This window comes from Gluconobacter sp. P1C6_b (genome assembly GCF_018811945.1).
In the GTDB taxonomy this organism is placed as follows: domain Bacteria; phylum Pseudomonadota; class Alphaproteobacteria; order Acetobacterales; family Acetobacteraceae; genus Gluconobacter.
The window spans coordinates 110300-135188 of the sequence record NZ_JACRVU010000008.1 but is presented as its reverse complement, the minus strand read 5'-3'; the positions used below and the strand labels follow the sequence as shown (position 1 = coordinate 135188).

The 24889-nt window shown below is 61.0% G+C and carries 30 protein-coding genes; 11 read left to right on the top strand and 19 right to left on the bottom strand.

Going from position 1 to position 24889, the window contains the following annotated elements; genetic code table 11:
- Positions 1–2 precede the first annotated feature (2 nt).
- The 6 genes from KP701_RS08100 to KP701_RS08075 all read left to right on the top strand — a co-directional run bounded on the left by KP701_RS08100 (position 3) and on the right by KP701_RS08075 (position 4925).
- Complete coding sequence (locus tag KP701_RS08100; RefSeq protein ID WP_215746704.1) at positions 3–947, top strand: LptA/OstA family protein; 945 nt, start codon at positions 3–5, stop codon at positions 945–947.
- Positions 944–1699, top strand: coding sequence for an LPS export ABC transporter ATP-binding protein (gene lptB, locus KP701_RS08095; RefSeq protein WP_011253363.1), 756 nt, complete (start codon positions 944–946; stop codon positions 1697–1699). Before KP701_RS08100 ends, lptB begins: the two co-directional genes overlap by 4 nt.
- Positions 1700–1708: 9 nt before the next feature.
- A complete protein-coding gene (rpoN, locus tag KP701_RS08090; RefSeq protein WP_215746702.1) occupies positions 1709–3025 on the top strand; it encodes an RNA polymerase factor sigma-54 in 1317 nt (438 codons plus the stop codon).
- A gap of 144 nt (positions 3026–3169) precedes the next feature.
- A complete protein-coding gene (locus tag KP701_RS08085) occupies positions 3170–3412 on the top strand; it encodes a hypothetical protein (RefSeq protein WP_215746700.1) in 243 nt (80 codons plus the stop codon).
- Positions 3413–3416: 4 nt separating this feature from the next.
- Positions 3417–3575, top strand: coding sequence for a hypothetical protein (locus KP701_RS08080; protein WP_215746698.1), 159 nt, complete (start codon positions 3417–3419; stop codon positions 3573–3575).
- Between the two features lie 423 nt (positions 3576–3998).
- Positions 3999–4925 carry a lysophospholipid acyltransferase family protein gene (locus KP701_RS08075; protein WP_215746696.1) on the top strand — a complete coding sequence of 309 codons (927 nt, stop codon included), beginning with the start codon at positions 3999–4001 and terminating at the stop codon, positions 4923–4925.
- A 64-nt stretch (positions 4926–4989) separates the two neighbouring features.
- Here the strand turns inward: KP701_RS08075 and KP701_RS08070 are convergent, their stop codons facing one another.
- The 3 genes from KP701_RS08070 to KP701_RS08060 all read right to left on the bottom strand — a co-directional run bounded on the left by KP701_RS08070 (position 4990) and on the right by KP701_RS08060 (position 6223).
- A complete protein-coding gene (locus KP701_RS08070) occupies positions 4990–5352 on the bottom strand; it encodes a RidA family protein (RefSeq protein WP_215746694.1) in 363 nt (120 codons plus the stop codon).
- Between the two features lie 23 nt (positions 5353–5375).
- Positions 5376–5627, bottom strand: a complete 252-nt coding sequence (locus KP701_RS08065; protein WP_011253358.1) for a DUF1150 family protein — start codon at positions 5625–5627, stop codon at positions 5376–5378.
- Positions 5628–5710: 83 nt separating this feature from the next.
- Positions 5711–6223, bottom strand: coding sequence for an Hsp20 family protein (locus KP701_RS08060; RefSeq protein ID WP_215746693.1), 513 nt, complete (start codon positions 6221–6223; stop codon positions 5711–5713).
- A gap of 191 nt (positions 6224–6414) precedes the next feature.
- Here KP701_RS08060 and def point away from each other — a divergent pair, with 191 nt between their 5' ends.
- Genes def through truA form a run of 3 tightly spaced genes read left to right on the top strand, consistent with a single transcriptional unit; the run spans position 6415 to position 8710 of the window.
- Positions 6415–6969: a peptide deformylase gene (gene def / locus KP701_RS08055; RefSeq protein WP_141349918.1), complete on the top strand. Its 555-nt coding sequence runs from the start codon at positions 6415–6417 to the stop codon at positions 6967–6969.
- A 6-nt stretch (positions 6970–6975) separates the two neighbouring features.
- Complete coding sequence (fmt, locus tag KP701_RS08050; protein ID WP_215746691.1) at positions 6976–7890, top strand: methionyl-tRNA formyltransferase; 915 nt, start codon at positions 6976–6978, stop codon at positions 7888–7890.
- Between the two features lie 19 nt (positions 7891–7909).
- Complete coding sequence (truA, locus tag KP701_RS08045; protein ID WP_371818923.1) at positions 7910–8710, top strand: tRNA pseudouridine(38-40) synthase TruA; 801 nt, start codon at positions 7910–7912, stop codon at positions 8708–8710.
- On the opposite strand, the gene KP701_RS08040 is transcribed toward truA, so the two are convergent.
- Genes KP701_RS08040 through dapD form a run of 3 tightly spaced genes read right to left on the bottom strand, consistent with a single transcriptional unit; the run spans position 8707 to position 11307 of the window.
- Positions 8707–9330, bottom strand: coding sequence for a hypothetical protein (locus KP701_RS08040; RefSeq protein WP_371818919.1), 624 nt, complete (start codon positions 9328–9330; stop codon positions 8707–8709). The two genes, truA and KP701_RS08040, sit on opposite strands and share 4 nt — an antisense overlap.
- Positions 9327–10472, bottom strand: a complete 1146-nt coding sequence (dapE, locus tag KP701_RS08035) for a succinyl-diaminopimelate desuccinylase (RefSeq protein ID WP_215746687.1) — start codon at positions 10470–10472, stop codon at positions 9327–9329. The genes KP701_RS08040 and dapE overlap by 4 nt, the downstream gene beginning before the upstream one ends.
- Before the next feature lie 4 nt (positions 10473–10476).
- Entirely contained in the window at positions 10477–11307 is an 831-nt protein-coding gene (gene dapD / locus KP701_RS08030) for a 2,3,4,5-tetrahydropyridine-2,6-dicarboxylate N-succinyltransferase (RefSeq protein ID WP_215746685.1), read from the bottom strand.
- 279 nt (positions 11308–11586) lie between these two features.
- On the opposite strand from dapD, the gene KP701_RS08025 reads away from it, so the two are divergent.
- Positions 11587–12915: a diguanylate cyclase domain-containing protein gene (locus KP701_RS08025; protein WP_252345484.1), complete on the top strand. Its 1329-nt coding sequence runs from the start codon at positions 11587–11589 to the stop codon at positions 12913–12915.
- 27 nt (positions 12916–12942) lie between these two features.
- Here the strand turns inward: KP701_RS08025 and argB are convergent, their stop codons facing one another.
- The 6 genes from argB to rpmH all read right to left on the bottom strand — a co-directional run bounded on the left by argB (position 12943) and on the right by rpmH (position 17221).
- Positions 12943–13902 (bottom strand): acetylglutamate kinase, encoded by a 960-nt coding sequence (gene argB, locus KP701_RS08020; protein ID WP_252345483.1) that lies wholly within the window; start codon positions 13900–13902, stop codon positions 12943–12945.
- Positions 13899–14579 (bottom strand): ribosome biogenesis GTP-binding protein YihA/YsxC, encoded by a 681-nt coding sequence (gene yihA, locus KP701_RS08015; protein ID WP_215746728.1) that lies wholly within the window; start codon positions 14577–14579, stop codon positions 13899–13901. The genes argB and yihA overlap by 4 nt, the downstream gene beginning before the upstream one ends.
- A gap of 17 nt (positions 14580–14596) precedes the next feature.
- Positions 14597–16324, bottom strand: a complete 1728-nt coding sequence (yidC, locus tag KP701_RS08010; RefSeq protein ID WP_215746727.1) for a membrane protein insertase YidC — start codon at positions 16322–16324, stop codon at positions 14597–14599.
- Between the two features lie 90 nt (positions 16325–16414).
- Positions 16415–16666 carry a membrane protein insertion efficiency factor YidD gene (gene yidD, locus KP701_RS08005; protein ID WP_252345482.1) on the bottom strand — a complete coding sequence of 84 codons (252 nt, stop codon included), beginning with the start codon at positions 16664–16666 and terminating at the stop codon, positions 16415–16417.
- Positions 16663–17067 carry a ribonuclease P protein component gene (gene rnpA, locus KP701_RS08000; protein ID WP_215746725.1) on the bottom strand — a complete coding sequence of 135 codons (405 nt, stop codon included), beginning with the start codon at positions 17065–17067 and terminating at the stop codon, positions 16663–16665. Before rnpA ends, yidD begins: the two co-directional genes overlap by 4 nt.
- Positions 17068–17086: 19 nt before the next feature.
- On the bottom strand, positions 17087–17221 hold the full coding sequence (rpmH, locus tag KP701_RS07995) for a 50S ribosomal protein L34 (protein WP_011253345.1): 135 nt from the start codon (positions 17219–17221) through the stop codon (positions 17087–17089).
- A gap of 146 nt (positions 17222–17367) precedes the next feature.
- On the opposite strand from rpmH, the gene KP701_RS07990 reads away from it, so the two are divergent.
- On the top strand, positions 17368–17583 hold the full coding sequence (locus KP701_RS07990; RefSeq protein ID WP_225198397.1) for a hypothetical protein: 216 nt from the start codon (positions 17368–17370) through the stop codon (positions 17581–17583).
- Here KP701_RS07990 and gloA read toward each other — a convergent pair.
- The 7 genes from gloA to bamA all read right to left on the bottom strand — a co-directional run bounded on the left by gloA (position 17567) and on the right by bamA (position 24791).
- Positions 17567–17956, bottom strand: coding sequence for a lactoylglutathione lyase (gloA, locus tag KP701_RS07985; RefSeq protein WP_011253344.1), 390 nt, complete (start codon positions 17954–17956; stop codon positions 17567–17569). The genes KP701_RS07990 and gloA overlap by 17 nt on opposite strands.
- Positions 17956–18798: a UDP-2,3-diacylglucosamine diphosphatase LpxI domain-containing protein gene (locus KP701_RS07980; protein ID WP_215746681.1), complete on the bottom strand. Its 843-nt coding sequence runs from the start codon at positions 18796–18798 to the stop codon at positions 17956–17958. Before KP701_RS07980 ends, gloA begins: the two co-directional genes overlap by 1 nt.
- A 2-nt stretch (positions 18799–18800) precedes the next feature.
- Positions 18801–19658: an acyl-ACP--UDP-N-acetylglucosamine O-acyltransferase gene (gene lpxA, locus KP701_RS07975; protein ID WP_194264461.1), complete on the bottom strand. Its 858-nt coding sequence runs from the start codon at positions 19656–19658 to the stop codon at positions 18801–18803.
- Between the two features lie 5 nt (positions 19659–19663).
- Positions 19664–20173 (bottom strand): 3-hydroxyacyl-ACP dehydratase FabZ, encoded by a 510-nt coding sequence (gene fabZ, locus KP701_RS07970; RefSeq protein ID WP_371818918.1) that lies wholly within the window; start codon positions 20171–20173, stop codon positions 19664–19666.
- A gap of 112 nt (positions 20174–20285) precedes the next feature.
- On the bottom strand, positions 20286–21335 hold the full coding sequence (lpxD, locus tag KP701_RS07965; protein ID WP_215746722.1) for a UDP-3-O-(3-hydroxymyristoyl)glucosamine N-acyltransferase: 1050 nt from the start codon (positions 21333–21335) through the stop codon (positions 20286–20288).
- A 20-nt stretch (positions 21336–21355) separates the two neighbouring features.
- Positions 21356–22270 (bottom strand): OmpH family outer membrane protein, encoded by a 915-nt coding sequence (locus tag KP701_RS07960; RefSeq protein ID WP_215746679.1) that lies wholly within the window; start codon positions 22268–22270, stop codon positions 21356–21358.
- A gap of 52 nt (positions 22271–22322) precedes the next feature.
- Entirely contained in the window at positions 22323–24791 is a 2469-nt protein-coding gene (gene bamA / locus KP701_RS07955) for an outer membrane protein assembly factor BamA (RefSeq protein WP_215746676.1), read from the bottom strand.
- Positions 24792–24889 lie beyond the last annotated feature (98 nt).

Here is a 24889-nt window from a genome sequence, read left to right as displayed (position 1 = left end):
AGATGTGTATAAGAGACAGCCTCATCGCCCTGCCGCTCGCCCTTCCCCCAGCCCCGGCGCATGCGGACGGACTGGACATGTCCCACGGCGAAGCCGTCCAGCTCTTCTGGAAACAAGAAGAGATCTATGACCGCAACGCCCAGACCGTGACGCTTACGGGAGGCGCGCGGGCCGTGCGTGGAGATGTGACGGTCGATGCGGACACGCTGATCGGATATCTGCGCAAGAAAACCCCGCCTCCGGGACAGCCTGCCCCTCCTCCGCCCCCGGCCAACGCCAAGGATAACAGCGGCGACCCGATGGGAGGCTCTCTTGAGCTGTACCGGATCGAGGCTCGCGGCAACGTCCATATTTACAACCAGACCGATCAGGGTTGGGGCGATCATGCCCTGTACGATATGGATCAGGCCGTCATGGTCATGACCGGCAAGCATCTCAAGCTGACGACCCCGCAGGACGTCCTGACGGCGCGTGACGTGATGGAGTATCACTCGAAAACGCGCATGTCGGTCGGGCGCGGTGATGCCACCGTAACAACCAATGACGGCAAGCAGGTCAAGGCGGACGTTCTGGTCTCCTTCAGCAAACCCAGCGACGCACCTGCACCGGGACAGCCGCAGTCGGCCAAGCCGGCCCAGGCCTCCGATTCCTCCAATCCGATGGGCGGGGGCGCCTCAAAGCTCGATCGCGCCTACGGCTGGGGGCACGTTGTCCTCCGTACCCAGACCCAGACCGCTACCGGCGACCGCGGCGTCTATGTTTTCGATACCCAGATCGCGCGTCTGATCGGACATGTCCATGTCACGCAGGGCCAGAACCAGAACAACGGCTCGCAGGCCATCGTGAACATGAAGACCGGCATTGCAACCATGCTGCCGGGCACGGACTCGCCCATTCAGGGGCTCGTCGTGCCGAACGAGGCCAACAGCAGCCAGGCACCCAAGTGACAGACAGCTACATTCCCTCTTCGCCGCCCCCCACGGGTCTCGTCGCAAGCGGCATCGGCAAGTCCTACAAGAAGCGCGCCGTCGTCAAGAACGTCTCGCTTCAGGTCCAGCGCGGCGAAGCCGTCGGCCTCCTCGGCCCGAACGGTGCCGGCAAGACGACCAGCTTCTATATGATCGTCGGCCTCGTGCAGCCCGACACCGGCACCATTACGCTGGACGGCGCCGACATCACGCAGCTGCCGATGTATCGCCGCGCCCGCCTCGGTGTCGGCTACTTGCCGCAGGAAGCCAGTATCTTCCGCGGCCTGAACGTCGAGCAGAACATCATGGCGGCCCTCGAAGTCGTCGAGCCCGACCCGGAAAAACGCGACCTGATGCTCAACGGCCTGCTGGCAGAGTTCGGCATCACCCATCTGCGCCGCTCGCCCTCGCTGGCCCTTTCCGGCGGTGAACGTCGTCGTCTGGAAATCGCCCGCGCGCTCGCCAGCCAGCCGAACTACATCCTGCTCGATGAACCCCTCGCCGGCATTGACCCGATCGCTGTCGGCGAAATCCGTGATCTCGTCTCGCATCTGAAGGATCGTGGCATCGGCGTGCTGATTACGGACCATAACGTCCGCGAAACGCTCGAAGTCATTGATCGCGCCTATATCATGCATGGCGGTCAGGTGCTGATGGAAGGCACGCCCGAAGCCATTGTCGCGAACGAAGACGTCCGCCGGGTCTATCTCGGAGAGAATTTCTCGCTGTAACATGCCGGGATGCTTGTCCCGGGCCTGATCCAGCGTCAGTCGCAGTCTCTCGTCATGACGCCCCAGCTGCGTCAGGCGATTGCCCTGCTGCAATATACGCAGACCGATCTCGCCCAGCATCTCCGGCAGGTCTGCGAAACCAACCCGCTCCTTATTCTGGAGCCCGGCGACACAGCCCCCGAATCCCCACCCGCACAGGAAGATTTTCACGACGACGACCCGGACCGCTTCACCACCGCGCCCGAACGCCCTGAAGCCGCCGCGCCACCTCCGTCCGATCGCGACGAGCTGATCCTCCAGATCCGCCTTTCTCTTCCCCCGGACGACCAGCACGTGGCCTTCCACCTGCTGGACAGTCTCGACGAAACCGGCCGCCTCCCCGTTTCCGTTACGGACCTCGCCGCCGAACTTGGCATGGATGCGCGGCACCTCGAAGCAATCCGCCAGACTCTCATGCATCTCGAACCCGCAGGTCTCTTCGCCCGCTCACTCGAAGAGTGTCTGGCCGCCCAGCTTCGAGCCCGCAATCGCCTCGATCCTGCAATGCAGACTCTGCTCGACAATCTGGATCTGCTCGCCCGACGGGACTGGCGCAGACTGCGTGAAAAATGCGCTCTCGATCAGGATGACCTGCTGGACATGCTGGCCGAGATTCAGGCCCTCGATCCGCGCCCTGGCCTCAGCCTGCCGTCCCCGGCTGCGCCTATTGAACCGGATTTGATCGTACGCCCCAACGGCACCGGATTTCGCCTGACCCTCAACACGCGTCTGCTACCAACAGTCCGACTTGACGATACACTGCGCGCACAGATCGATGGCCATACGGAAGCGGGCAGGATGCTGCTGGCCTACGCAGGCGAAGCGACAGCCCTTATCCGCGCGCTGCACAGTCGCAAACTGTCGCTCCTGACTGTCGGTCGGGCCATCGTCCAGCATCAGGCTGCTTTCTTACGTGACGGCTCCACCGCGCTACGCCCCCTGACCATGCGTGAAATCGCCGAACGCACGGAACTGCACGAAAGCACCATCAGCCGCATCGTCAGCAGTAAATATATCGACACGCCCCGCGGCACCGTCCCCCTCAAACTGTTCTTCTCGACAGCACTCACATCCGAAGACGGCACGACCCAGAGCGCCCATGCCATCCAGCACCGCCTCCAAGCCCTGGTGGCCGCCGAGGGCGACAACGTCCTTTCCGACGACGCCCTGACAGGCCTGCTGCAAAAGGAAGGATTTTCCATCCAGCGCCGTACCGTCGCCAAATATCGCGAAGGTCTTGGCATCGCAAAATCCAGTCAACGCAAAAGACTGCGCCGCATATCCTGAGAAACCGGAACAGTTCTTCCCCTGACCAATACGGTTCGCGACAGAGCAATTTTCGATATCTCTATTGAAAACCATTCATGTCAAACCATGTTTAAGAGACAGACGGCCTCCCCTACGGATGCTGAATTGACAGGAATATTTCCCATGTCCAACGATCCCCTCCCCCACGAATCCTCAGGCCTGCATCACCTTGCCGAAAAGGCGCACCGTCAGCCTAAGCTGCTGACGAAAAGCGAAGTCGAAGAACTGGCTCAGTTCGTTCTCAAGGGTGCCGAAGGCGCAACTGAGGAACAGAAGGAAATCGCCAAACGCGCCCTTCGCAATCCCGAAGGCGTCGAAAGCGCCGACATCACCGCCCTTGCTACCCAGATCCTGACCAGAAAGTAAGACCATGACCGGCCATTCCCACGAACTCCCTCCCCAGCAGAAACTCGAACACCGCCTGAAGGAAGTTGAACGCGACCTCGCTCGTGCTGAGAAATCAGATCCCGAACGCGTCCACGCCCTGAAAGCCGAAATCAAGAAAATCCAGTCCGAGCTTCAGGATTGATACCCTGCGCAACAAGGGGGCCTACAAAATTTACCTGCCTTTTGCAGAAAGGCCCCTAATCCCTTCATAATATGTGTCCGGATGTCACACCGCATTCTCCATCCACTAATATATATAAATAAAATAGATAACTAATTAAAATTCTTTGTATATTTTTAATATGAAAATTTATTGTTGTTTGTCCAAAAATAGACATTTCATATTACTATACTTTATTATTTTTCCTCGCCCCCAAAAAATACTCCGCAACATACTAGACCCGCCTGATATCCATCTGTACATAAATAACAAAATAATAATTATGGAAAAAATATGTTTTCTAATTTTAATAATTCACAACAATATTATAAATTAAGAAATTAAAGTGGTAATTGGATACAAAACAATATTTGATTATATTGTTTTTGTCGCGACTATCGTCGCATGGCTCCAATCACACCCATCCTGTGCCGTCTTTCCCGTCACGTGCAATCGGTAGCGCTTTCGAGCGTGATTAGCCTGCTACGCAACGTCAGCCCGCGATATGCTTCAACGGCTGGTGGCTGGCTGATGCGGAAGATAGGGATGCGGCTCCGTGCAACCCGGATTGCGGACCGGAACCTCCATCTTGCGCTCCCTGAACTGCCCCTGGCAGAACGACAGCAGATCATTCGGGATGTGTGGACCAATCTGGGGCAGAACGTGGCAGAACTGCCCTATCTCTCGTCCTTTACCCGTACGGACATTGGCCCAGGTTGGGAAATTACAGGGGAAGAGCATATCGATGCCCTGAAAGCGAACGGATCACAGGCTTTGTTCTTCTCAGGACACCTGGGAAACTGGGAGCTTATTCTTCCCATAGCAACCAGTCTGGGCATGCCTGTCGCAGGCTTCTATCGGGCATCTTCCAATCCGGTTATTGATCTTGTGACGCAGAGCATGCGGCAGAAAGCTCTTGGCGCGACAGGGATTATGTTTCCCAAAGGCCCGAAGGGTGCCCGACAGGCACTGGCCCATCTTCAGAGCGGTGGCTCACTTGGTTTTCTGGTGGATCAGAAAATGAATGACGGGCTCGCCATTCCGTTTTTCGGACGGGATGCCATGACAGCACCCGCTGTGGCGCAACTGGCCTTACGTTTCAATCTTCCCATCATACCCGTATATATTGTGCGCTTGGGAGAAGGACGGTTTCGGATGGTGTGTGAAGCACCACTTCAGACGGACCGCACTGGAGATCGTCATGCGGATATCAGGTCAATCTGTATCGCTATGAACGAAACGCTCGAACGCTGGATCCGCGAGCGCCCGGGGGCATGGCTGTGGCTGCATCGTCGCTGGCCCAAAGAGGCAGCAGTTCTTCCGACAGTTTAAAAAAGGCCACCTTACCCAAAGCAGAAAGGCAGCCTTTTCATCCCGGAAAATCCAGAAACAAAACCTATTTCAGCGCAGCAATCGCCGTCATCTCGACACGCCACTCCGGCACAGCCAGCTTCGCCTCGACCGTCGCCCGCGCTGGCTTGTGCGCCGTATCCAGCCAGGCGTCCCAGGCACGGTTCATCGCAACAATCTCACCGATATCCGTCAGGAAGATCTGAACTGACAGGATCCGGCTCTTATCCGTGCCCAGCGAGGCCAGAAGCGCATCGATCTGGCTCAGGATGTCGACCGTCTGCCCTTCCGTATCGAGGCTGGCGTCATCTGCAACCTGACCGGCCAGATAGGCCAGCCCGTTATGGACCACTACGCCCGCAAGGCGCTCTTCTTCGAGGTGACGGGAAATATCGGCGTTCTTGCTCACGGGTGCGGACCTTCTGGCTGGGATTACTGAAGCAGGGTCGGGATCATCTCATGCTCGAGGATCGCATCAAGCGCGCTTTCCTCGTCTTCCGCGACCGCCATGGGCGTGCCGTCGGCAGCATGAATGGCCACGACCAGTTCCCCGTCATGCATGACGGATTTGACATAGGCGAGGTGGGACATGCCCAGCGTCAGGAGCTGCGGCCCCGTGATGCGCCGCAGATCCGCGGGGAGTTTGTCATCCGAACGATCACCGTTTTCGAAGGGATTGTTCAAGTCAGGTTCCTTCTGGAGCCACGGCGGAATCCCGCCCGGCCTTGAGTTCAGTCTGTAAAAAAAATGCAACCGCGCGACCGGTCTTATTCGTCGTCGATATCTCGCGCCGGACGCGTCGTCCGCCGTGCCTTCACGACGGGAGGCACTACTTCATGATGCACTGCCGGCCCTGGTGCCGTGCTGCGCCGCCCCTGCGAAATCGCAATCCGCTTGACGCGCACTTCCGGCTCCGGACGCAGGAGATCGATATGCAGCAGCCCATTATCAAGCCACGCCCCACCGATTTCGATGCCTTCCGCCAGCACGAAAGCCTTATGGAACTGCCGCGCGGCAATCCCGCGATGCAGGAAAATGCGCCCCTGGCTGTCATCAGCCTGACGTCCGCGGATCACGAGCTGGTTGTCTTCCTGCGTGATCTGCAGATCGTCCATGACAAAACCCGCCACAGCCAGCGTAATACGCAGGGCCGTGGAGCTGAGCTGCTCGATATTGTAGGGGGGATACCCATCGGACGTCGATTTGGCAGCACGCTCAAGCATCTGCTCGAGGTGATCGAAACCGAGGAACATCGGGGACGTGAACAGGCGACCGGACATAGGGCTAAAGCCTCCTCCATGAGCGAGACATAAACAGGACCGGTCCCAGCATGCGGCAACCGGCTGACCCTACGATATGGTGTCTACCTCAGCGGATGCAAGCTCTGCCCTTACAGGAGGCAACGCAAAACCTGCACTCAAACCCGATCTTACACTGGCATTTGGCGCCCGCGCTCGCTACATCGCAGGACATGAGCGAATTCGATTTCCTGTCCGGCATCGACGCGGTGCCGCCCACCCCGATCCTGATCGCCCCCCAGCCGGTGCTGCGGGAGGTCACCCGCGACGTGCGCCCCGAGGACATTGCCTTCATCCGCGAACAGCTTCCGGGCATGTTTTCCGCCATGTACAAGGCTCCGGGCATCGGCCTCGCCGCCCCGCAGGTTGGGCTTGGCATGCGTTTCGCCCTGGTGGACGTGGCCGAGGAAGACGCACCGCGTGAACCCATGCTGCTGATCAACCCGGAAATCATTTCTGATTCCGATCAGCTCGCCGCCCGCGAGGAAGGCTGCCTCTCCCTGCCGAACCAGTATGCCGAAGTCGTCCGCCCCGAATCGATCCGTGTGCGCTACCGCAATCTCGCGGGTGAGACGATCGAGCGCGATGCCTCCGGCCTGCTCGCCACCTGCATCCAGCACGAGATGGACCATCTCGACGGCATCCTGTTCGTCGATCACCTCTCGACGCTCAAGCGCAACATGATCATGCGCCGCCTCGCCAAAGAGCAGAAGCTCGGAAGGCGCTGATTCCTGATGCGGCTGATCTTCATGGGAACGCCGGACTTCTCGGTCCCGGCGCTGCACGCCCTGCTCGACGCCGGTCACGAGGTGGTCGCGGTCTACACGCAGCCTCCCCGCCCGGCGGGACGCGGCAAGGCGCTCCGCCGCTCGCCGGTTCATGAGGCCGCCGAAGCCGCAGGGATTGAGGTCCGCACCCCTGCGCGCGTCCGCCGCGATACGGCCGAACATGAAGCCTTCGCCGCCCTGAATGCCGATGCCGCCGTAGTCGCCGCCTATGGCCTCATTCTGCCAAAAGCGATGCTGGACGCTCCGCGTCTGGGCTGCCTGAACATCCATGCGAGCCTCCTGCCTCGCTGGCGTGGCGCGTCGCCCATCCAGTCCGCCATCGTCGCTGGAGACACCCAGAGCGGCGTTTCCATTATGCAGATGGATGAAGGCCTCGACACCGGCGCGGTTCTGCTCGAAGAGGCCACCCCCATCAGCCCGACCGACACCGCCAGCACGCTGCACGACCGCCTGTCCGAAATCGGTGGCCGTCTGGTCATCCGTGCGCTGGCCGAACAGCCTACACCCGTGCCGCAGCCTGAAGACGGCGTCACCTACGCCGAGCGCCTGACCCGCGATCATGGCCGCATCGATTGGACCCGCACAGCCGCCGGGATCGACCGACAGATCCGCGGCCTGACGCCCTGGCCCGGCGCCTTCACAACACTCGACGAGATCGTCCTCAAGATCGGTGCAGCCACCCCGCTCCCTGCCGAAAGCCATAGCGCTGCCTCCGGCACCACGCTCGATGACAGCCTGACCATTGCCTGCGGCACCGGTGCTCTGCGCATCGATCGCCTGCAGAAACCCGGCCGCAGCATGATGTCCGCTTCCGACTTCCTGCGCGGCCAGCCCGTGCCGAAAGGCACCCGCCTTGTCTGACACGCAGGCTGCAAAGCCTATCGCTGAACCCGCCATTGAGCCCACGGGCCTGAACCGCTGGGCCCTGCGCATCGAATATGACGGCACCGGCTATCTCGGCTGGCAAAAGCAGAACGACGGCACGTCCATTCAGGGTCTGATCGAAGCCGCTGCCTCAAAACTGGTTCGCAACCGCCCGGTCCCCAGCATCACCGCCGGACGCACGGATGCGGGCGTGCATGCGGCAGGCATGGTCATCCATCTTGATTTCCCGGATGACGCCCCGATCGACGCCCGGCAGATCCGTGACGGCATGGGCTACCATCTCAAGCCTCATCGCGTCGTGGTGCTGGAAACCGCGAAAGTCGGCCCGGAATGGAACGCGCGTTTCTCCGCGACATGGCGCAGCTACCGCTACACCATTCTCAACCGGCCCGCCCGCCCGGGCCTGATGGAAAACCGTGTCTGGCACATCAAGCGCCCGCTGGACGTGGACCTCATGCAGCAGGCCGCAAACCATCTTCTCGGCCCACATGACTTCACATCCTTCCGCGCCGTCGCCTGTCAGGCCAGAAGCCCCATCCGCACGCTGGACGTCCTGAACATCCATCGTGATGGCGAACTGGTCATGATCGACACGAAGGCGCGCTCCTTCCTGCACCATCAGGTCCGCAACATGGCCGGCACCCTGATGATGATCGGCTCACGCCAGTGGCCGGTCGAAAAGATAATCGAAATTCTGGAAGCAAAAGACCGCTGCGCGGCCGGGCAGACAGCCCCGCCCGAGGGGCTCTGCCTGATGGATGTCGGCTATCCCGACGATCCCTTCACCCGCTCCTAGGACGACAGTCCGAGCAGATCCACGACCGCATTGTAATGCGGCGGCAGCAGCCACAGGCCCCAAAGCAGCACTGCTACCGGCAGGGTCTGCAGGACGGTCATGACAAAAGCCTGCCAGCCGGTCGTTACAAGCCCGACCTTCGTCACATACCAGGTCAGCCACAGCGTATAGAGCTGCGCCCCGAAAGCGAGGCCGCCCAGCGCCTGACTGGACGCCGCAGCCCCCGGCAGCACGAGATGCAGCACGCCCTGGGCCATGATCAGCATGGCCAGTGGCAGCCACCCGCACCAGAGCGATGCCGTGGCATAACGCGTCCACAGCCCCTTGCGGCTCAGGACGCCTGCATAAAGCTCCGACACCACCAGCTGCAACAGTGTGCAGACCAGCGGTACCACAGCCCGCACCAGCCCCATGATCCGTTCGGCAGGCGGCAGCATGAACGCCATCCACACACCAATGACCGCCAGCGCAACCGTCGGTGCCAGAGCCGCGAACAGGGCTCCTGCTCCGGGGGCGAAACAGTTGATTCCTTCGGACCGCCCCCGCCCCAGCAGCCACACGCCCAGCGGAATGGCCATGTTCCCGGTGGGAGGGAACGGACCCGGCCGTCCGGAACTCACAGTCCATATCCTTCCATGAACGCGAGATAAATCCGTGTCAGATCCTCCAGCGTCCCAAGCTCCACGTTTTCGTCACGCTTGTGCATGGTCGCGCCGACAAGCCCGAACTCCGCCACCTCGCAGTATTGCGAAATAAAGCGCGCATCCGACGTCCCGCCGCCGGTATCGAGCCGGGGCGTCCGTCCCGTGACACCGCGTACGGCCTCGGACAGACACGTTACCGCATCCCCCGGCTGCGTCAGGAATGCTTCTCCGCTGATGGACACCTGCACGTCCGCGTGGGGGGCGTGACGCTGCACCACGTCCTCGATCCACGCCGTCAGAGCGGCACCAGTATGCAGATCATTGAACCGGATATTCAGCCGGCCGACAGCGCTTCCCGGAATGATATTGGTCGCCCCATTTCCGACATCGATGCTCGTGACCTGAAGGGACGACGGATCGAACCACTCGCTCCCCGCATCCAGCTCCCGTGCCGTCAGTTCGGAAAACACGGCCAGAAGACGATGGACCGGATTATCCGCCAGATGCGGATAGGCCACATGCCCCTGCGTCCCCCGCACGGTCACGACAGCATTCATGCTGCCACGACGACCGATCTTAATGACATCACCCAGAGCCTGAGGGTTGGTAGGCTCACCCAGAACGCAGAAATCCGGCAGTTCACCCCGCTCCGCCAGCCATTCAATGACCGGCTTCGTCCCGAAATGGGCCGGACCTTCCTCGTCTCCCGTAATCAGCAGCGAGACGGAACCCTTGAGGGGTCCCTGCTCCAGACGCCGCGCAACGGCCGCCACAAAACAGGCTACCCCGCCCTTCATGTCCGCAATCCCGCGTCCATAAAGCCGGTCACCTTCAATGACCGCCGCAAAAGGATCATGCGCCCAGCCTTCGCCCGGCGGCACGACATCCGTATGCCCTGCAAAGCAGAGCGCAGGATGCCCTTTCCCCAGCCGGGCATAAAGATTGGGCGTCGGCGCGTCAGCAGGCCCGAAAGGCAGATGGAACGTCTCGAACCCCATCCCTTCCAGCACACCAGCCAGAAGCGCCTGAGCCCCTCCGTCGGCCGGCGTGACCGACTGGCAGCGCAGCAGGTCCCGGGCCAGCGCCACGGGATCTGTCGGAAAGGTTGACTCCGTCACGGAATCAGTCGCGCAGGAGATCGTTGATGGAGGTCTTGGAGCGCGTGCGCTCGTCCACACGCTTGACGATCACCGCACAGGCCAGCGACGGCAGCCCCGGCTCCTTCGGCGGCAGCGTGCCCGGCACGACGACAGAATAGGCCGGAACACGGCCCATGAAGATCTCGCCCGTTGCACGGTCCACGATCTTGGTGGAGGCGCCCAGGAACACGCCCATCGACAGGACAGAACCCTTCTCGACGATCACGCCCTCGGCCACTTCCGAACGTGCACCGATGAAGCAGTCGTCTTCAATGATGACCGGAGCAGCCTGCAGCGGCTCCAGAACGCCACCAATGCCCGCACCACCGCTGATATGGCAGTTCTTGCCAATCTGGGCGCAGGACCCGACCGTCGCCCAGGTATCGATCATCGTGCCGCTGTCGACGCGCGCGCCGACATTCACGAAACTCGGCATCAGCACCACATTCGGCGCAATGAACGCCGAGCGACGCACAATCGCACCCGGAACCGCACGGAAACCGGCCTCGGCAAAGCGGAACTGGTCCCAGCCATCGAACTTCAGCGGAACCTTGTCGAATGCCGGCTCACCACCGCAACCGCGTTCCATGACCCGGCTGTCATTCAGACGGAACGACAGCAGAACCGCCTTCTTCAGCCATTCATGAACAGTCCAGCCATCTGCGAACGGCTCGGCGACACGCAGCGTCCCGGCGTCCAGCGCAGACAGGACTTTTTCCACGACATCGCGGTCTTCGCCTTCCGTACGGGCGCTGAGCGTCGCACGACGCTCCCACAGAGCTTCAATGGCGGTACGAAGGGGTGCATTCGGCATCAGGTCGGTCCGGTAAAAAAGAAGCAGAAATCCGCCGGACCATGCGGTTCCGGGGGTTTCCTGTCAACGGATCTTTACTCCTGACGGCCCCTCTGCCCGTGCTCCGGCATAGTTAATGACTTCTTAACCAATCACGCTTATGAAAACCGGGGGCTTTGACTGACTGGCCCGACCGAGAGCTCTCTGCGGGATATGTCACCCTTGCCTGATATGCGTTCCTTGTTCTCCCAGTTCATGAACAATCCATCCCCGGACAGGACCCCGCAGAACCTGCGGAACATGCTGGCGTCAACTCTCGAAAGCCGTGAACGCTGGCGCTCCCTGCTCTATCAGGCGGTGGATCTGGTCTTCGAGACCGACAGCCGGGGCCGAATCATCCTGATTTCCCCCGAAACATGGCTTGGACAGCCCACGACGCCCCTGATCGGCCGCCCGTTCAGCGCGCTGTGCGACACCGTGAACGTCCTTCAGCCCCATGCCGGCACGCCTGTCCAGATTACGAGCCCGCAGGGCGAGCCTCTGACCCTCATCCTCTCCTCCTGCCCTTTTCAGGACAGCGAAGGCCGGAGTACCGGAACACGCGGCACCCTCAAGGCGCTCTCACAGACGCTGCCCGGAACCACCGCCGTCATGTCGCCCCCGGCCGAAAAAGATTCTGCTCCCCGGCCCGACCCCGCCCATGCCACCAGTGGGCATTCCGACACCGCGGGGATCACAATCCTTGCCGCCATCACCACCGCACTCCGCAAGGCCATCGTTCCCAGGCTGGCGTCTGCAGCGGCAATGGACACCCTGCTCGCTCCCCTTGCCGCAGAAGGCGCATTGCTGGACACCTCGGCTCCGAAGACCTTTCTGTTCACATCATCCGCCCTGCCTGCGGACATCCAGTCCGTCTTGTCGACGCCCGCGCCCCGGACTGGCACGGAGCTGTTCAGAACCGGCGGCAGCCATGTCATGATCTGCCGCGAAAATATCCGCAGCCTCAGACAGCTCTGCCTCGTTGTCTGGCGCTCCGAGCCCTGGTCCGCGCAGGACCAGCAGCTCTGCGAGACGGTCTGCTCCCTGCTGGCCGGATTCTGGGAACTGGACAGCATCCACCGCCGGATCCTGACGGATTCCGACTACGACATCGCGTCGAACCTTCTGAACTGGAACGGCCTGAAATCGGAAATCGAGCGCCGCAGCCGCCGGCTGGATCAGGAAGCGATGGCCGCAACCCTGATCATCGCCCGGGTGCCTGGCCTGACAGAGCTTTCAAAGACCCGGGGCTTCGAGGCTGGCGAGGAAGCTCTGCGTCAGTGCGTGGCCCTTCTACGAAAAGCCATTCGTCCGACAGATGCCATCGGCCGGATCAGCAACAACACGTTCGGGCTCTGGATGGATGGCGGGGACCGCTTTGCCGCAGCCGAGCGCGCCGAGCGCATGACGGCCCATGGCATTCCCATCCTGATCGATCCGCCGGTCCACCTGCCGCTTCAGCTGGGGCTTGTCTCTCGCGAAGCCAATGCCGAGGAAAACCCCGAGAGCCTGCTCGAACGTGGCATGCAGGCCCTTCAGGAAGGAGTGGCCGAAAACAGGAAATGGCGCTTCTCACACGAAGCGCCATAATCCCGGTCCAGTCCTGCTGCCAGTCGTTTACGCTTTGATAAGCGTCCCCGGTCCGGCCCGTGTGAACAGCTCCAGCAGGCAGCTATGCGGCACACGCCCGTCCAGAATGACGGCGGCTTTCGCGCCCTTGCGGACGGCTTCAAGACAAGTCTCGACTTTGGGGATCATACCACCCGAAATCGACCCATCTGCAATCCGGCGCATGGCTTCTTCCGCGCTCAGCTCTTCAATGAGCTTGCCGTTCTCGTCGAGCACACCTGGAACATCCGTCAGCATCAGCAGGCGCGAGGCATGCACTGCACCGGCAATCGCGCCTGCCGCAGTGTCAGCGTTGATGTTGTAGGTCTCGCCGTCCTCGCCGACACCCACAGGGGCGATCACGGGGATCAGTCCCGCACCGAGCAGCGCATACAGCACCCGCGGATCGATCTTTTCCGGCTGTCCGACAAATCCAAGATCGATGACCTTCTCGATCTCACTATCCGGATCACGCCTGGTGCGCGTCAGACGGCGTGCCTGGATCAGGCCGCCATCCTTGCCGGAAATTCCGACCGCCAGTGCTCCGGCCCGGTTGATCAACTGCGCCACCTGCTTGTTGACGCTGCCCGACAGGACCATCTCGATCACATCGACCATCGACTTGTCCGTCACCCGCAGTCCGTCGACGAACTCCGAACGGATCTTCAGGCGGTCCAGCATCGCGCTGATTTGCGGTCCGCCACCATGCACAACGATCGGATTGATTCCGACCAGTTTGAGCAGGGAAATGTCATAGCCGAACGCATGGGCCAGCTTGCCCTCGCCCATGGCGTGACCGCCATATTTGACGACAATCGTGTCCCCGGCATAGCGCCGCAGGAACGGCAGTGCGCTGGACAGGATGGCAGCCTGCTGCTGCGCTTCCTCTGCATTCACGATAGGCGCCACGTCCGGCAGCTTGTCGCTGTGCGTCCGGCTGCGGTTTTCAATGGGGGTCTTACTGGTCATGATCCGGACTGTCCTTCCCCTGACGTCTGGAGTGGCACGGCAAAACGGGCAATTTCAGCCCGCAGATCCTCAATCCCGAAACCGGTCTCGCTGCTGGTGGCAATGATGCGCGGATAGGCGGCGGCGTGCTTGAGCGCCAGTGCCTCGACTTCGGCAATCTTTGCCGCAAGCGCCTTCGGCTTCACCTGATCGCACTTGGTCAGCACGATCTGGAACACCACCGCCGCACGATCCAGCAGTTCCATGACATCCTTGTCCGAAGCCTTGAGCTCAATCCGCGCATCCAGAAGCAGGATAACCCGCTCCAGCGTCGTCCGGCCACGAAGATAGGAGAACATCATGTCCTGCCAGTCTTCCTTGACCGACTTCGCCGCCTTGGCGAACCCGTAACCTGGCATGTCCACGAGAGACAGCCGGTCAGCCAGATTGAAGAAGTTGAGCTGCTTGGTCCGGCCCGGCTCGGACGATGCCCGCGCCAGCGCACGACGCCCCGTCAGCGCATTGATGATGCTCGATTTACCAACATTGGACCGGCCGGCAAACGCCACTTCCGGCCGGCCGACAGGCGGAAGCTGGTCGATCTTCTGCGAGCCGAAGAAGAACTCACATTCTCCCGCGAACAGAAGCCGCCCGTCCTCGATCTGGGCCTCGGTCGGCGGCCCCGGAATTTCTTTCATCATGCCTCTGCCAGATCTCAGGTCCGCGACACCGGAACGGGCAGGCCCGTCCGGCGCTGGATGAACACCTGCTGTGCGACCGTCAGCAGGTTGTTCCAGGTGTAATAAACCAGAAGACTGGCCGGGAAGCCGGACATGAAGAACACATAGACCAGCGGCATGAACTGCATCATCCGTGCCTGCGCCGGATCAAGGCTCGCCGTCGAACTGGTCTGGCGTTGCAGCAGCCAGAACGTCAAACCCAGTGCCGTACCCCAGATGCTGACATGCAGGAACGAGGAGTAATGCGTCGGATCGAACGGCAGAAGCCCGAACAGATTGAACACGTTCGTCGGGTCCGGCATCGACAGATCATGGATCCAGCCAAAGAACGGCGCATGACGCGCATCGATGCTGATGTTCAGGATCTTGTACAGACAGAAGAATATCGGCGCCTGGATCAGCATCGGCAGACAGCCGCTCGCCGGACTCACTTTCTCTTCACGATACAGCGCCATGACCTTCTGGTTCATGGCCATCGGATCGTCCTTGTTCTTCTCCCGGATCTCCTTGACCTTCGGTGCCAGCAGACGCATCCGCGCCGAGGACTGGGCAGCCTTGGAGGCCAGCGGGAAGAGAATGATCTTGACGATCAGCGTCAGCGCCATCAGCGCGAGGCCAAAATTACCCAGATGCAGATACAGCCAGTGCAGCAGCGTCAGCAGCGGACGGGTCAGGAAGCTGAACCACCCGAAGTCGATCGCCTTGTCCAGATCAGGGATCCCGAGCTGTTTGCTATAGCCCTGCAACAGACTGACAACCTTCGCACCCGCAAAGACATGGCTCTTCTCAGTGATGGAACCGTTCGGCATGATCTGCTGGGCGTTCTGGGTGGACATGCCCACCTGATACGACCCCGGCGCTCCGGGAACGTAAGCGAAGCTCGCCGCAACCGGCGTGCCATCCGCAGGGGCCACGGCCGTCAGCCAGAACTTGTCGCTGATGCCATCCCAGCCATTCGTACCCGTGGACGACCAGGACACGTGATCCGGATGGTCAGCACCCTTTCGCAGGTTCTTGTAGCTTTCATCCTGCATCCGGCCACCAATGACGGCGATCGGACCTTCATGCGCCGTGAAAGCCCCTTCCGGTGCATCATAGTCCCGCTGCACGCGCTCGAACGGCACCAAAGCCACCGGCTGACCCGAATGGTTCTCGACCGTCTGGCTCACGGCAAACATGTAGTGCTCGTCCAGGCCAATCTGGATGGAGAACACCAGCCCCTGCCCGTTATCCCAGTGCAGCGTCACCGGATGGTCCGGCGTCAGCGTCTCGTCGGAGCTCTCCCAGACCGTATTCAGGTCCGGCAGACGGGCATTGGAGCCCGGAGCATTCGTCCAGCCGATCACGACGAACGTGGGATGCGCACTTCCCGCCTTGTCCAGCAGCCGCACCAGCGGGCTGTCCTTGGCCAGGGTCTCGCGATATTTCGTGAGAATCAGGTCATCCAGCACCGCGCCCTTCAGGTTAAGGGAGCCCTGCACGTCCGGCCCTGCCACCGGAATGCGCCGCGCAGTCGCCTGCGTTTCAGCAGCAGCTTCGGCAGATGGCGCAGCCGGTGTCGGCGCGCTGTTCTGAACCTGCGCTGCAGGCGCATGCGTGACGGGATGGGGATCGTCCTGATGGGGCTTCGGCATGAAATAGTCGAAACCGATCAGGATAAGGGCCGAGAGAAGTGTGGCCGCAATAATGCGTTTGGTGTCCATCGGGCGGATGCCGGTCTTTCGTCTCACTGAATAGGGCTTGCGCCTCAAGTGGCCGAAAACCGCATTCAAAACAATAGGCGGAGGGCTTTTTTAATGCCGGTGTGGCTTCGGAGGCAGGTCTACACCCCCTTCTGCCCAAGGATGACAGCGCCCGATCCTGCGTAGTGCAAGCCATCCTCCACGCACAGGCCCATGCTCACGAATGACCGTCAGCGCATAGGTGCTGCATGTCGGATCGAACCGGCAGTTCTTGCCGATGAACGGGCTGATGAAAAGCTTGTAGGCGTCGATAAGCGAGAGCATCAGGGCCGTAACGGCTTCCCTGATCATGGACGCGATCATTTCGCCCGGTCCCGGCCTTTGCCGGACGGCCCGCGGGGGTTTTCCCGGAAATTGACGTCCAGCCCCTTGCGAAGGGCCTGACGCAGATCATCCTTGAGAAGGGAAAAATCGCGCCCCCGGGTCTTATCCCGTCCGATGAGGACGAAATCGCCGGAAGGCAGACCGTCTTCCCGCGCAACGAGACGCAGGGCCTCGCGGAGGCGACGGCGGGTGCGGTTACGGATGACAGAATTACCGACTTTTTTCGTGACCGTGAAACCGACGCGGGTTTCGGTCGCTGTGTCATCCGGCAGGATCTGCACGACCATACCGGGAGTGGCGACTTTGCGCCCCTTCCCGGCCACACGCAGAAACTGCGGCCGTTTTTTTAAACGGCGCGGAGTGTGGCCTGTTGTATGGATCGTGCCGATCGGGTCAAACTCAGGCGGAGAGCTTCTTGCGGCCCTTGGAGCGACGGTTGGCCAGTACGCGGCGGCCGCCGACAGTCTCGCTACGCGTACGGAAACCGTGACGACGCTTGCGAACCAGCTTGGAGGGTTGATACGTGCGCTTCATGACGTTGATCCTTAAAAACCAGGCGGACGCCTCAACTGCTGGACATCCGCGTCGATCGGGCGCACGAAACGCCCGGTGATTGAGACCCGGGCTTGTAAGCACGCAGGCCCCTCATGTCAATGCCAGACCTACAGGAACTTCAGCCCATGCCCGAGTCCAGCAATACTCTACCCGCCAGCAACCCCGCCCAGGACGTCGCGACCTTCCGCCACGACATGCGCAACGCGCTCGCCCCTGCCCTGCTCTGTGCCGACATTCTCGGCACGCACAGGGACAAGGCGGTCCAGCAGAACGCAAAGACGATCGTCGATGCGCTGGAAAATGCCCTGAAGCTGCTGAAAAACTTTACTTCTTCTCGATAAGCTCGATCTTGTAGCCGTCGGGGTCCTCGACGAAGGCAATGATGATCGTTCCGAATTTCAGCGGACCGGCCTCACGTGTCACCTTGCCGCCTCCGCTGCGAACCGTCTCCACAAGAGCGGCCACATCCGGCACGCCAATTGCGAAATGCCCGAAACCGGTGCCGACCTCATAGTCGGTTTCCTGATCCCAGTTATAGGTCAGTTCAATCTCGGCCTGCCCGTGTTCGTTGTCATCGAATCCGATGAAAACAAGCGTATAACGCCCCTCGCGCACTTCCTTACGACGAAGTTCCTTCATCCCCAGCAGCTTGTAGAACGCCAGACTCCGGTCGATATCCCGGATTCTCACCATCGTATGCAGAAACGTGCTCATCACTTATCCTTCAGATCTTCCGGCGTCAGCCCATACAGAAACAGCCCATAACGATCTGCCAGCTTCACACAGCCAGCAGGGTCCGTCATGAGGGTCACTCCGGGCTGGAACGCAACGCCCCGCAATCCGTTCCGGGCCGCATTCTCCAGCGTCTCCGGACCGATCGTCGGCATGTCCGCCCGAAGGTCCTGCCCCGTCTTGGGCATTTTTACCAGAACGCCACCACTTCCCGCCTGCATGAGCCGCCCACAGCGCCCCAGCATCGCATCCGTCCCTTCCAGAGCCTCCACAGCCAGCACGAGACCGTTCTGGACAACGCAGCCCTGACCAATATCCAGGGCCGCCATCACTTTCAGCACCTCGACACCACGGGCAATATCCTGTTTGGCCTGGGCGTCGGGAAGGACGCGGCCAAGGGTTCCAGAGCGGCCGGTGGCATGTTCGAGAAACTCGTGGGCGCCGCGCACATGGAAACCCTCCTCACCGAGGACACGGACGACAGCTCCGAGCAGTCCGTCATCGCCCGAGAAGATGGCACGGCCCAGCCTGGCCAGGATACGCGCGCCTTCGGCATCGGGACGTAGATCACGCCAGGCGGGACGACGCACCGGCCCGATCAGAACCAGTTCGCGGCAGTTGTTCCGTTTGAGAGCGCCAAGAATGTCACCGGCAGCGGCAAGGCGGATGATTTCATGCGGGTAAGGTTCGAGAAGTGAGCGATCGGCAAAATCCCGGAACCCGATGACGAAAACCTTGCGCCCCTTGGCGATAGCTGCTGCGGCGACCTGCGCGGGAAGCGGTCCCGAGCCTGCCAGAATGCCGATGCAACCGCGTTCCCCCACGATCAGGCGCCTTCGGTTTCGGACTGTCCTTCCTGACGCGCAACGCGGGTCAGGCCTCGACGGCTGGGGGCTTCCATGAAGTCCAGCATCTCGGCGATGCGGGGGAGATGTCCGTATTCCTGACGGACTTCGGCGATCCGGGTTTCCAGAACGGACTCCGTCGCACCATGACGCGGATAAAGCGTCCGGAAGGCGCGTCGCATGGCCTGCATTTCCTCCGGACCAACGCCAGAGCGCTTCAGGCCGATCCAGTTCAGCCCGACCAGACGGGCACGATTCCCCAGAACACTTCCGTAAGGAATGACGTCCATTTCCACACCGCAGACACCGCCCACAACGGCACCACGACCGATCCGGACGAACTGGTGCAACGCGGCCGAGCCCATGATCTTGGCGTCATCGTCGATCTCGACATGGCCTCCCATGACGACATTGTTGACGATGATGACACGGTCACCGAGGACGCAGTCATGGGCGACGTGTGAATTGGCCATGATCAGGCAGTTCGCACCGATCCGCGTCAGGGCATGCCCCTGCGCGGTGCCACGGTGAATCGTCACGTTTTCACGGATGACAGTATTGGCCCCGACCTCACACAGCGTCGGCTCGCCAGCATATTTGAGGTCCTGCGGCGCCAGACCGATCGTCACGAACGGATAGACTTCCACGCCTTCACGCAGGGTCGTGTAGCCATCCACGAGAACGGATGCGTGCAGACAGACCCCGTCACCGATCGTGACATTGGGACCGACCAGGCACCAGGGGCCAATGCGCACGTTTTCGCCAATGCGCGCGCGCGGGTCGACGATGGCGGTCGCATGGATTTCGGCGGTTTCGGGGCGCTTGCCTGCCATCTGCATCCGGGTCAACCCATGATCATCGCACTGAAGGTCGCTTCGGCAACGGCGACATCGTCTACGCGGGCCACACCCTTGAACTTCCAGACATTGGCGCGGGAGCGTTCCTTGTCGACATGGATCCGGAGTTGGTCACCAGGGCCGACCGGACGGCGGAATTTCGCATTTTCGATCGTCATGAAATAGACCAGCTTGCCTTCGAACGCCTTGCCCAGCGTCATGACCACCAGCGTTGCTGCCGTCTGGGCCATGGCCTCGACGATCAGCACGCCCGGCATGACGGGGTGAGACGGGAAATGTCCCTGGAAGAACGGCTCATTAACCGTCACGTTCTTGATGCCGATGGCGGACTGCCCGGCATGGATCTCGACCATCTTGTCGATCAGCAGAAACGGATAGCGATGCGGGATCGACTGCATGATCTTCAGGATGTCGATGCTCTGCGGAACCTGATGGCTTTCAGCAGCGGCGTCTGTCGCGGGAGTCATCTGTTCGGCTGGAGCGTCCACTCGGTCCATCGTTTCACCATGCCCTTCAAGCGGTGTTGTCTGTCAGTCGCTGCCCTGTGGCAGCACGAATGGCTTCCCTTAGCAAACCTGCGGGGGAGTTACCATCCGCGCCGCAGGACTGCTAGTCCCCGCTTTTACGCGAAAGTTTCCGCAAGGTGGCAACATTACGAAAAAATTCCCGGAACGGCATCGCAGGGCTGCCGATGACGTCGGCACCGGCATCTACATCCGACATGACGCCGCACTGGGCGCCAATCCGGGCCTTGGAGCCGATCTTGATATGTCCAATCAGGCCGGCCTGTGCAGCGATGGTGACGAAATCGCCCAGTTCCGTAGAGCCGGAAATCCCAGCCTGCGAGACGACGATGCAGCAGCGGCCCAGACGGGCATTGTGGCCGATCTGCACGAGATTATCGATCCGGGTTCCGGCTCCGATCAGGGTGTCACGCATGGAACCACGGTCGATGGTGGAGTTCGCCCCCACTTCCACACCGTCTTCCAGCACGACAAGCCCGAGTTGGGGGACCGTTTCGAAACCTTCGGGACCGACAGCGAACCCGAAACCGTCCTGACCGATACGCACACCAGGGTAGAGCGTGACGCGATCACCGATCCGGGCATGGGAGATGGCGGCATGAGCGCCGATCCGGCAACGCTCACCGATCTCGACGCTCTGGCCGATGCTGACATGGCTTGCGACGATGCTGTCACGGCCGATACGAACACCGCTGCCAATGACGGCGAAAGGACCGATCTCGACATTTTCGCCAATTTCGGCGTCTTCCGCGATCCAGGCACTCGGATGGCGGACACCCGTGGAAGCGGGAGCCGGATGGAACAGGGTGGCCACACGCGCCCAGGCCAGATAAGGCGCCTTGCAGGCCAGCCCCGCCGTATCGGGCGGCAGCTTGTCGGTAAAGGCCGGGGAGAGAATAACCGCTCCGGCTTTGGTTTCTGCCAGAAGCGGCAGGTAACGGCGGTTGTCGAGGAAGCTGATTTCATCCGGGCCCGCAACATGCAGGGGCGCAACGCCGCGAAACTCGGACAGTCCCTTCCCCGATGCGGCCGGAATGATTTCGCTGCCCGAGACCTCTGCCAGACGCTCCAGACCAAAAGGTCCGGAACGCTGAAAGAAACGGCTGTCGCCTGGGCGGCTTTCGCTTGCTGTCATGTCAGACACGGCCCGTCGCCTCAGTGATGCTGACGCAGAACAGACTCGCTCGGTGCGGACGCCGGAGCCTGCTGCTGTCCGGGAGCTTGCGGTCCCTGGGCCTGCCGCTGTTCGTCAGCCGTGGTGGGCATCTTGCCGGAGCGGGCAAGCTGCTCGGGGTCCACGCCATCATCGGGAATGAAGACATGCGGCAGCGTCTTGTTAAGCTGCGTGCCCACTTCCTCAGTGATGTCCTGACCGCCGACGTGAAGCACGACCTGCTCCGCATGCAGGATCAGGTTCATGTTGTGGGCAGCGGCAACGGCGGCGATGATGCCATTCGGCTCTTCCAGCTCACGCTCGATCTGGTGCATGGCAACCTGTGCCGCTTCCTGGATGATGCGGGCCTGATTGCCGAAATCGTGCTGATCCTTGGCACGGCGTTCCTGCAGGTGACGCTCGCGCAGCTGGATCTGGTCGGATGTCAGGCTGCGGGCCTGGGCCTGAAGCTTCTGCTGCTCGCCACGCCAGGCGGCTTCCTCACGCTGCACGGCCTGCGCCAGACGGTCACGGCGGGCACCCAGAACCTGCTGGATTTCCTGCCAGGCGCTGGAAATCTGCATGACAGCCTGAACATTGATCACGCCAATGACGGCGGCCGGCGGCGGAGAGGCCTTTGCGATGCTCGGGGGAGCCGGGATCGGCGGCAGCGGCAGGATCGGCGGAGCCTGCTGCTGCTCGGCCGGTGCGGAGTCTTCTTCCTCATCGGGCGCGGCTTCCGGAACGCGGCGCTGGACAGGGCGCGGCGGAGGGGCGTCAGGATGAGCAGCCTTGGGAACGAACCAGCCACCATTGCCACCGGAAGCCTGGGCATGGGCGCCCGGAGCGGAGACGAGAATCGTCGCTGCCAGAAGCGCGCCGGCCGAAACCGTGCGCATCAGGGAATTGAGGGTCATGACCACCTCTTGGCAAGGGGTTGAGAAACAGGACGGCAAGGTCGCGAACAGTTCAGAACTGCTGGCCAAAACCGAAACGCAGCGGATAGAGACGGTCACCATGTTCCTTGCGGATCGGCACGGCGCCATCGATGTTGACGAGACCGAACGGGCTCTTCCAGGACACGCCAAGACCGCCGGAAACACGCGGGATCAGGTTGTCACCGGTGATCGGGGTGTAGTTGTCGCCGTCATTCGTGCGGTTCGTATAGAGATGCTTGACGCGCAGGCCTGCGAGACTGCCGGCATCAATGAAGCCACGACCCGAAATTCCGAGATCGTCCCCCATGGGCAGCGGGAAGTTGAGCTGTGCGGAGGCCGTATACATGAAGCGGCCACCGAGCAGATCTTCCTGACCCTGGGCCGGGATATAGACACCGTTGATCTTGAGATGGCCTGAACGCGGGCCGACACCACCCTGGAGGAAGCCTCGCAGGTTTTCACCACCGAGATAGAAGTTATCGATGATGTTGCGGTTTCCGCTCGAACTCCAGTCACCCATGTAACCGACGCCGCCCTTGAACTGGAACGTCCAGTCATGGTTCCCGGTCAGGTCATCGAGCGGCAGGTAATAGGCACCATCCGCCTTCACACGGGCATATTTCGAGTTGCCGCCCAGACCGGCAAAGTCGCCACCGACCTTGAACATGTAACCCGAATGCGGGTTCATGCGGCGGTCACGACGGTCATAGGTCACGGACGTGCTGAGCTGCGAGAGCAGCGACCAGCCGGCGGACTGCTGGACGTAAATCGAGGGCACCCACTGGATCAGGCTCGGATCTTCGGCGACGGCAGCGGCGTCGTAGAAGTTGCCGACCTGACGGTCAACGAGCGTATAGTTCCAGGACTGCGACAGGTATCTGTTATAGGCGTAACCCAGACGCAGGCTCATGCCGTACTGGGATTCCTTATAGCTCTGATACGTCTGGTAGTTGTTCTGGATGAAATAGAAATCCGCACCGGCCACAAGGTTACGGTTCAGGAAGTACGGATCGGTAATGGAGATGTCGGCCTGCTTTTCATAGTAGGCGACCGTTCCGGAAATACCGGCGTCCACACCCGTTCCGAGCAGGTTGTGCTGCTTGATCGAGGCGTTACCGAGAATACCGACGTCCGTCGAGTAACCGCCACCCAGAGAGAACTCACCGGTCGGCTTTTCGACTACGTTCGCGGATACGTTCACACGATCAGGCGCAGAACCCTGCGTCTGGTCAACGGAGACCGAACTGAAATATCCAAGATCCTGAAGACCAAGCTTGGAATACTTGCGGTCGAACGGAGTGTACGGATCCCCTTCGGCCATCGGCAGGTTCCGGCGGATCACGTCATCATGGGTGATGGTGTTGCCGTTGATGTCGATACGCTCGACATAGACATGCGGACCTTCGGTGACGTCGAACAGCAGGTCAACGATGTGCTTTTCCGGATTCCGGGCGATCTCCGAACGGACCATGGCAAAGGGATGGCCCGATGCCTGGAGCCATTCCTGCATGTTCTTCGTGTTGTTCTGGATCGCCGTGCCGTCATATATCTGGTGCGGGAACAGCTCGACATGCGGGCGCAGCATTTCGGGCGTCACATGGCGCACGCTGGAGCGGACATCCATCTTGCCCAGACGGTAACGGTCGCCCTCATGCACGGTGAAGGTGATGTAGAACGACTTGTGGTCTGGAGCCAGCTCGCCCGTGGCATCCACCATATGGAAATCGACGAAGCCGTTATGTAGGTAGAAGCGGCGCAGCAACTCTGCATCGTATTTCACGCGCTCGGGGTTGTATTCATCCGAGGACGAGAAGAAGCGGTACCAGATCGTCTCCTTGGACGAGATGACCTGGGAGAGGCGTGCTTCGCTGAAGGCATGGTTGCCGACGAAGACGATTTTCTTGATGAGCGTCTGCTGGGCTTCGTTGATGTTGAAGACCACATCCACACGGTTGTGGGACAGCTTGACGATCTGCGGCGTGACGGTCGCACCGAAGCGGGCCTTGCCGGCATACTGGTTCAGGATCTTCTGGCGGTCGGCGGCAGTCGTCTGGGAAGAGAACACGGCGCGGGGACGCAGGCTGATTTCCTTGCGGAGATCCTCGTCCTTCAGCGCGTGGTTGCCCTCGAACACGATACGGTTGACGATCGGGTTCTCGACCAGGTCCACCAGAAGCGTGTTGCCGTCGCGGTGCAGCGTCACGTCCTTGAACAGACCCGTGGCGTAAAGTGTCTTCAGCGAGCGGTCGAGGTCATCCTGATTGAACGTGTCACCCGGCTGGGCAACCATGTAGGACAGCACCGTGCTCGTCTCGATCCGGGTGTTCCCCTTGACCGAGATGGCCTGAATGATGTTTCCACCGGGGGCTGATGCCGGGGCCTGATGACGAACGGAACGCGCCTGAGCCGTTCCGAGGACGACGGGCAGCAGACAGGCTGATGCGAGAAGCACCAGACGCTTGTTCGAAGACCGGGAACCTCTTGACCGTGATCCTGACAAACCGGCTTTCCTTGTAACATATTTTTTGCAGGCGACTGACACGTTACGCCATTGGCGGAGGTATCCGATAACCCCTGTCCCGCGCAAGATGCCCTGAC

What these genes read in the sequence shown, in the direction of transcription:
- KP701_RS08100 (WP_215746704.1), top strand. Translation starts at nt 3, where the DNA reads ATGTGTATAAGAGACAGCCTCATCGCCCTGCCGCTCGCCCTTCCCCCA.
- rpoN (WP_215746702.1), top strand. Translation starts at nt 1,709, where the DNA reads ATGCTTGTCCCGGGCCTGATCCAGCGTCAGTCGCAGTCTCTCGTCATG.
- KP701_RS08085 (WP_215746700.1), top strand. Translation starts at nt 3,170, where the DNA reads ATGTCCAACGATCCCCTCCCCCACGAATCCTCAGGCCTGCATCACCTT.
- KP701_RS08080 (WP_215746698.1), top strand. Translation starts at nt 3,417, where the DNA reads ATGACCGGCCATTCCCACGAACTCCCTCCCCAGCAGAAACTCGAACAC.
- KP701_RS08075 (WP_215746696.1), top strand. Translation starts at nt 3,999, where the DNA reads ATGGCTCCAATCACACCCATCCTGTGCCGTCTTTCCCGTCACGTGCAA.
- KP701_RS08060 (WP_215746693.1), bottom strand. Translation starts at nt 6,223, where the DNA reads ATGTCCGGTCGCCTGTTCACGTCCCCGATGTTCCTCGGTTTCGATCAC.
- def (WP_141349918.1), top strand. Translation starts at nt 6,415, where the DNA reads ATGAGCGAATTCGATTTCCTGTCCGGCATCGACGCGGTGCCGCCCACC.
- fmt (WP_215746691.1), top strand. Translation starts at nt 6,976, where the DNA reads ATGCGGCTGATCTTCATGGGAACGCCGGACTTCTCGGTCCCGGCGCTG.
- dapD (WP_215746685.1), bottom strand. Translation starts at nt 11,307, where the DNA reads ATGCCGAATGCACCCCTTCGTACCGCCATTGAAGCTCTGTGGGAGCGT.
- KP701_RS08025 (WP_252345484.1), top strand. Translation starts at nt 11,587, where the DNA reads ATGCTGGCGTCAACTCTCGAAAGCCGTGAACGCTGGCGCTCCCTGCTC.
- argB (WP_252345483.1), bottom strand. Translation starts at nt 13,902, where the DNA reads ATGACCAGTAAGACCCCCATTGAAAACCGCAGCCGGACGCACAGCGAC.
- yihA (WP_215746728.1), bottom strand. Translation starts at nt 14,579, where the DNA reads ATGAAAGAAATTCCGGGGCCGCCGACCGAGGCCCAGATCGAGGACGGG.
- yidC (WP_215746727.1), bottom strand. Translation starts at nt 16,324, where the DNA reads ATGGACACCAAACGCATTATTGCGGCCACACTTCTCTCGGCCCTTATC.
- yidD (WP_252345482.1), bottom strand. Translation starts at nt 16,666, where the DNA reads ATGATCGCGTCCATGATCAGGGAAGCCGTTACGGCCCTGATGCTCTCG.
- rpmH (WP_011253345.1), bottom strand. Translation starts at nt 17,221, where the DNA reads ATGAAGCGCACGTATCAACCCTCCAAGCTGGTTCGCAAGCGTCGTCAC.
- KP701_RS07990 (WP_225198397.1), top strand. Translation starts at nt 17,368, where the DNA reads ATGCCCGAGTCCAGCAATACTCTACCCGCCAGCAACCCCGCCCAGGAC.
- gloA (WP_011253344.1), bottom strand. Translation starts at nt 17,956, where the DNA reads ATGAGCACGTTTCTGCATACGATGGTGAGAATCCGGGATATCGACCGG.
- lpxA (WP_194264461.1), bottom strand. Translation starts at nt 19,658, where the DNA reads ATGCAGATGGCAGGCAAGCGCCCCGAAACCGCCGAAATCCATGCGACC.
- fabZ (WP_371818918.1), bottom strand. Translation starts at nt 20,173, where the DNA reads ATGGACCGAGTGGACGCTCCAGCCGAACAGATGACTCCCGCGACAGAC.
- lpxD (WP_215746722.1), bottom strand. Translation starts at nt 21,335, where the DNA reads ATGACAGCAAGCGAAAGCCGCCCAGGCGACAGCCGTTTCTTTCAGCGT.
- KP701_RS07960 (WP_215746679.1), bottom strand. Translation starts at nt 22,270, where the DNA reads ATGACCCTCAATTCCCTGATGCGCACGGTTTCGGCCGGCGCGCTTCTG.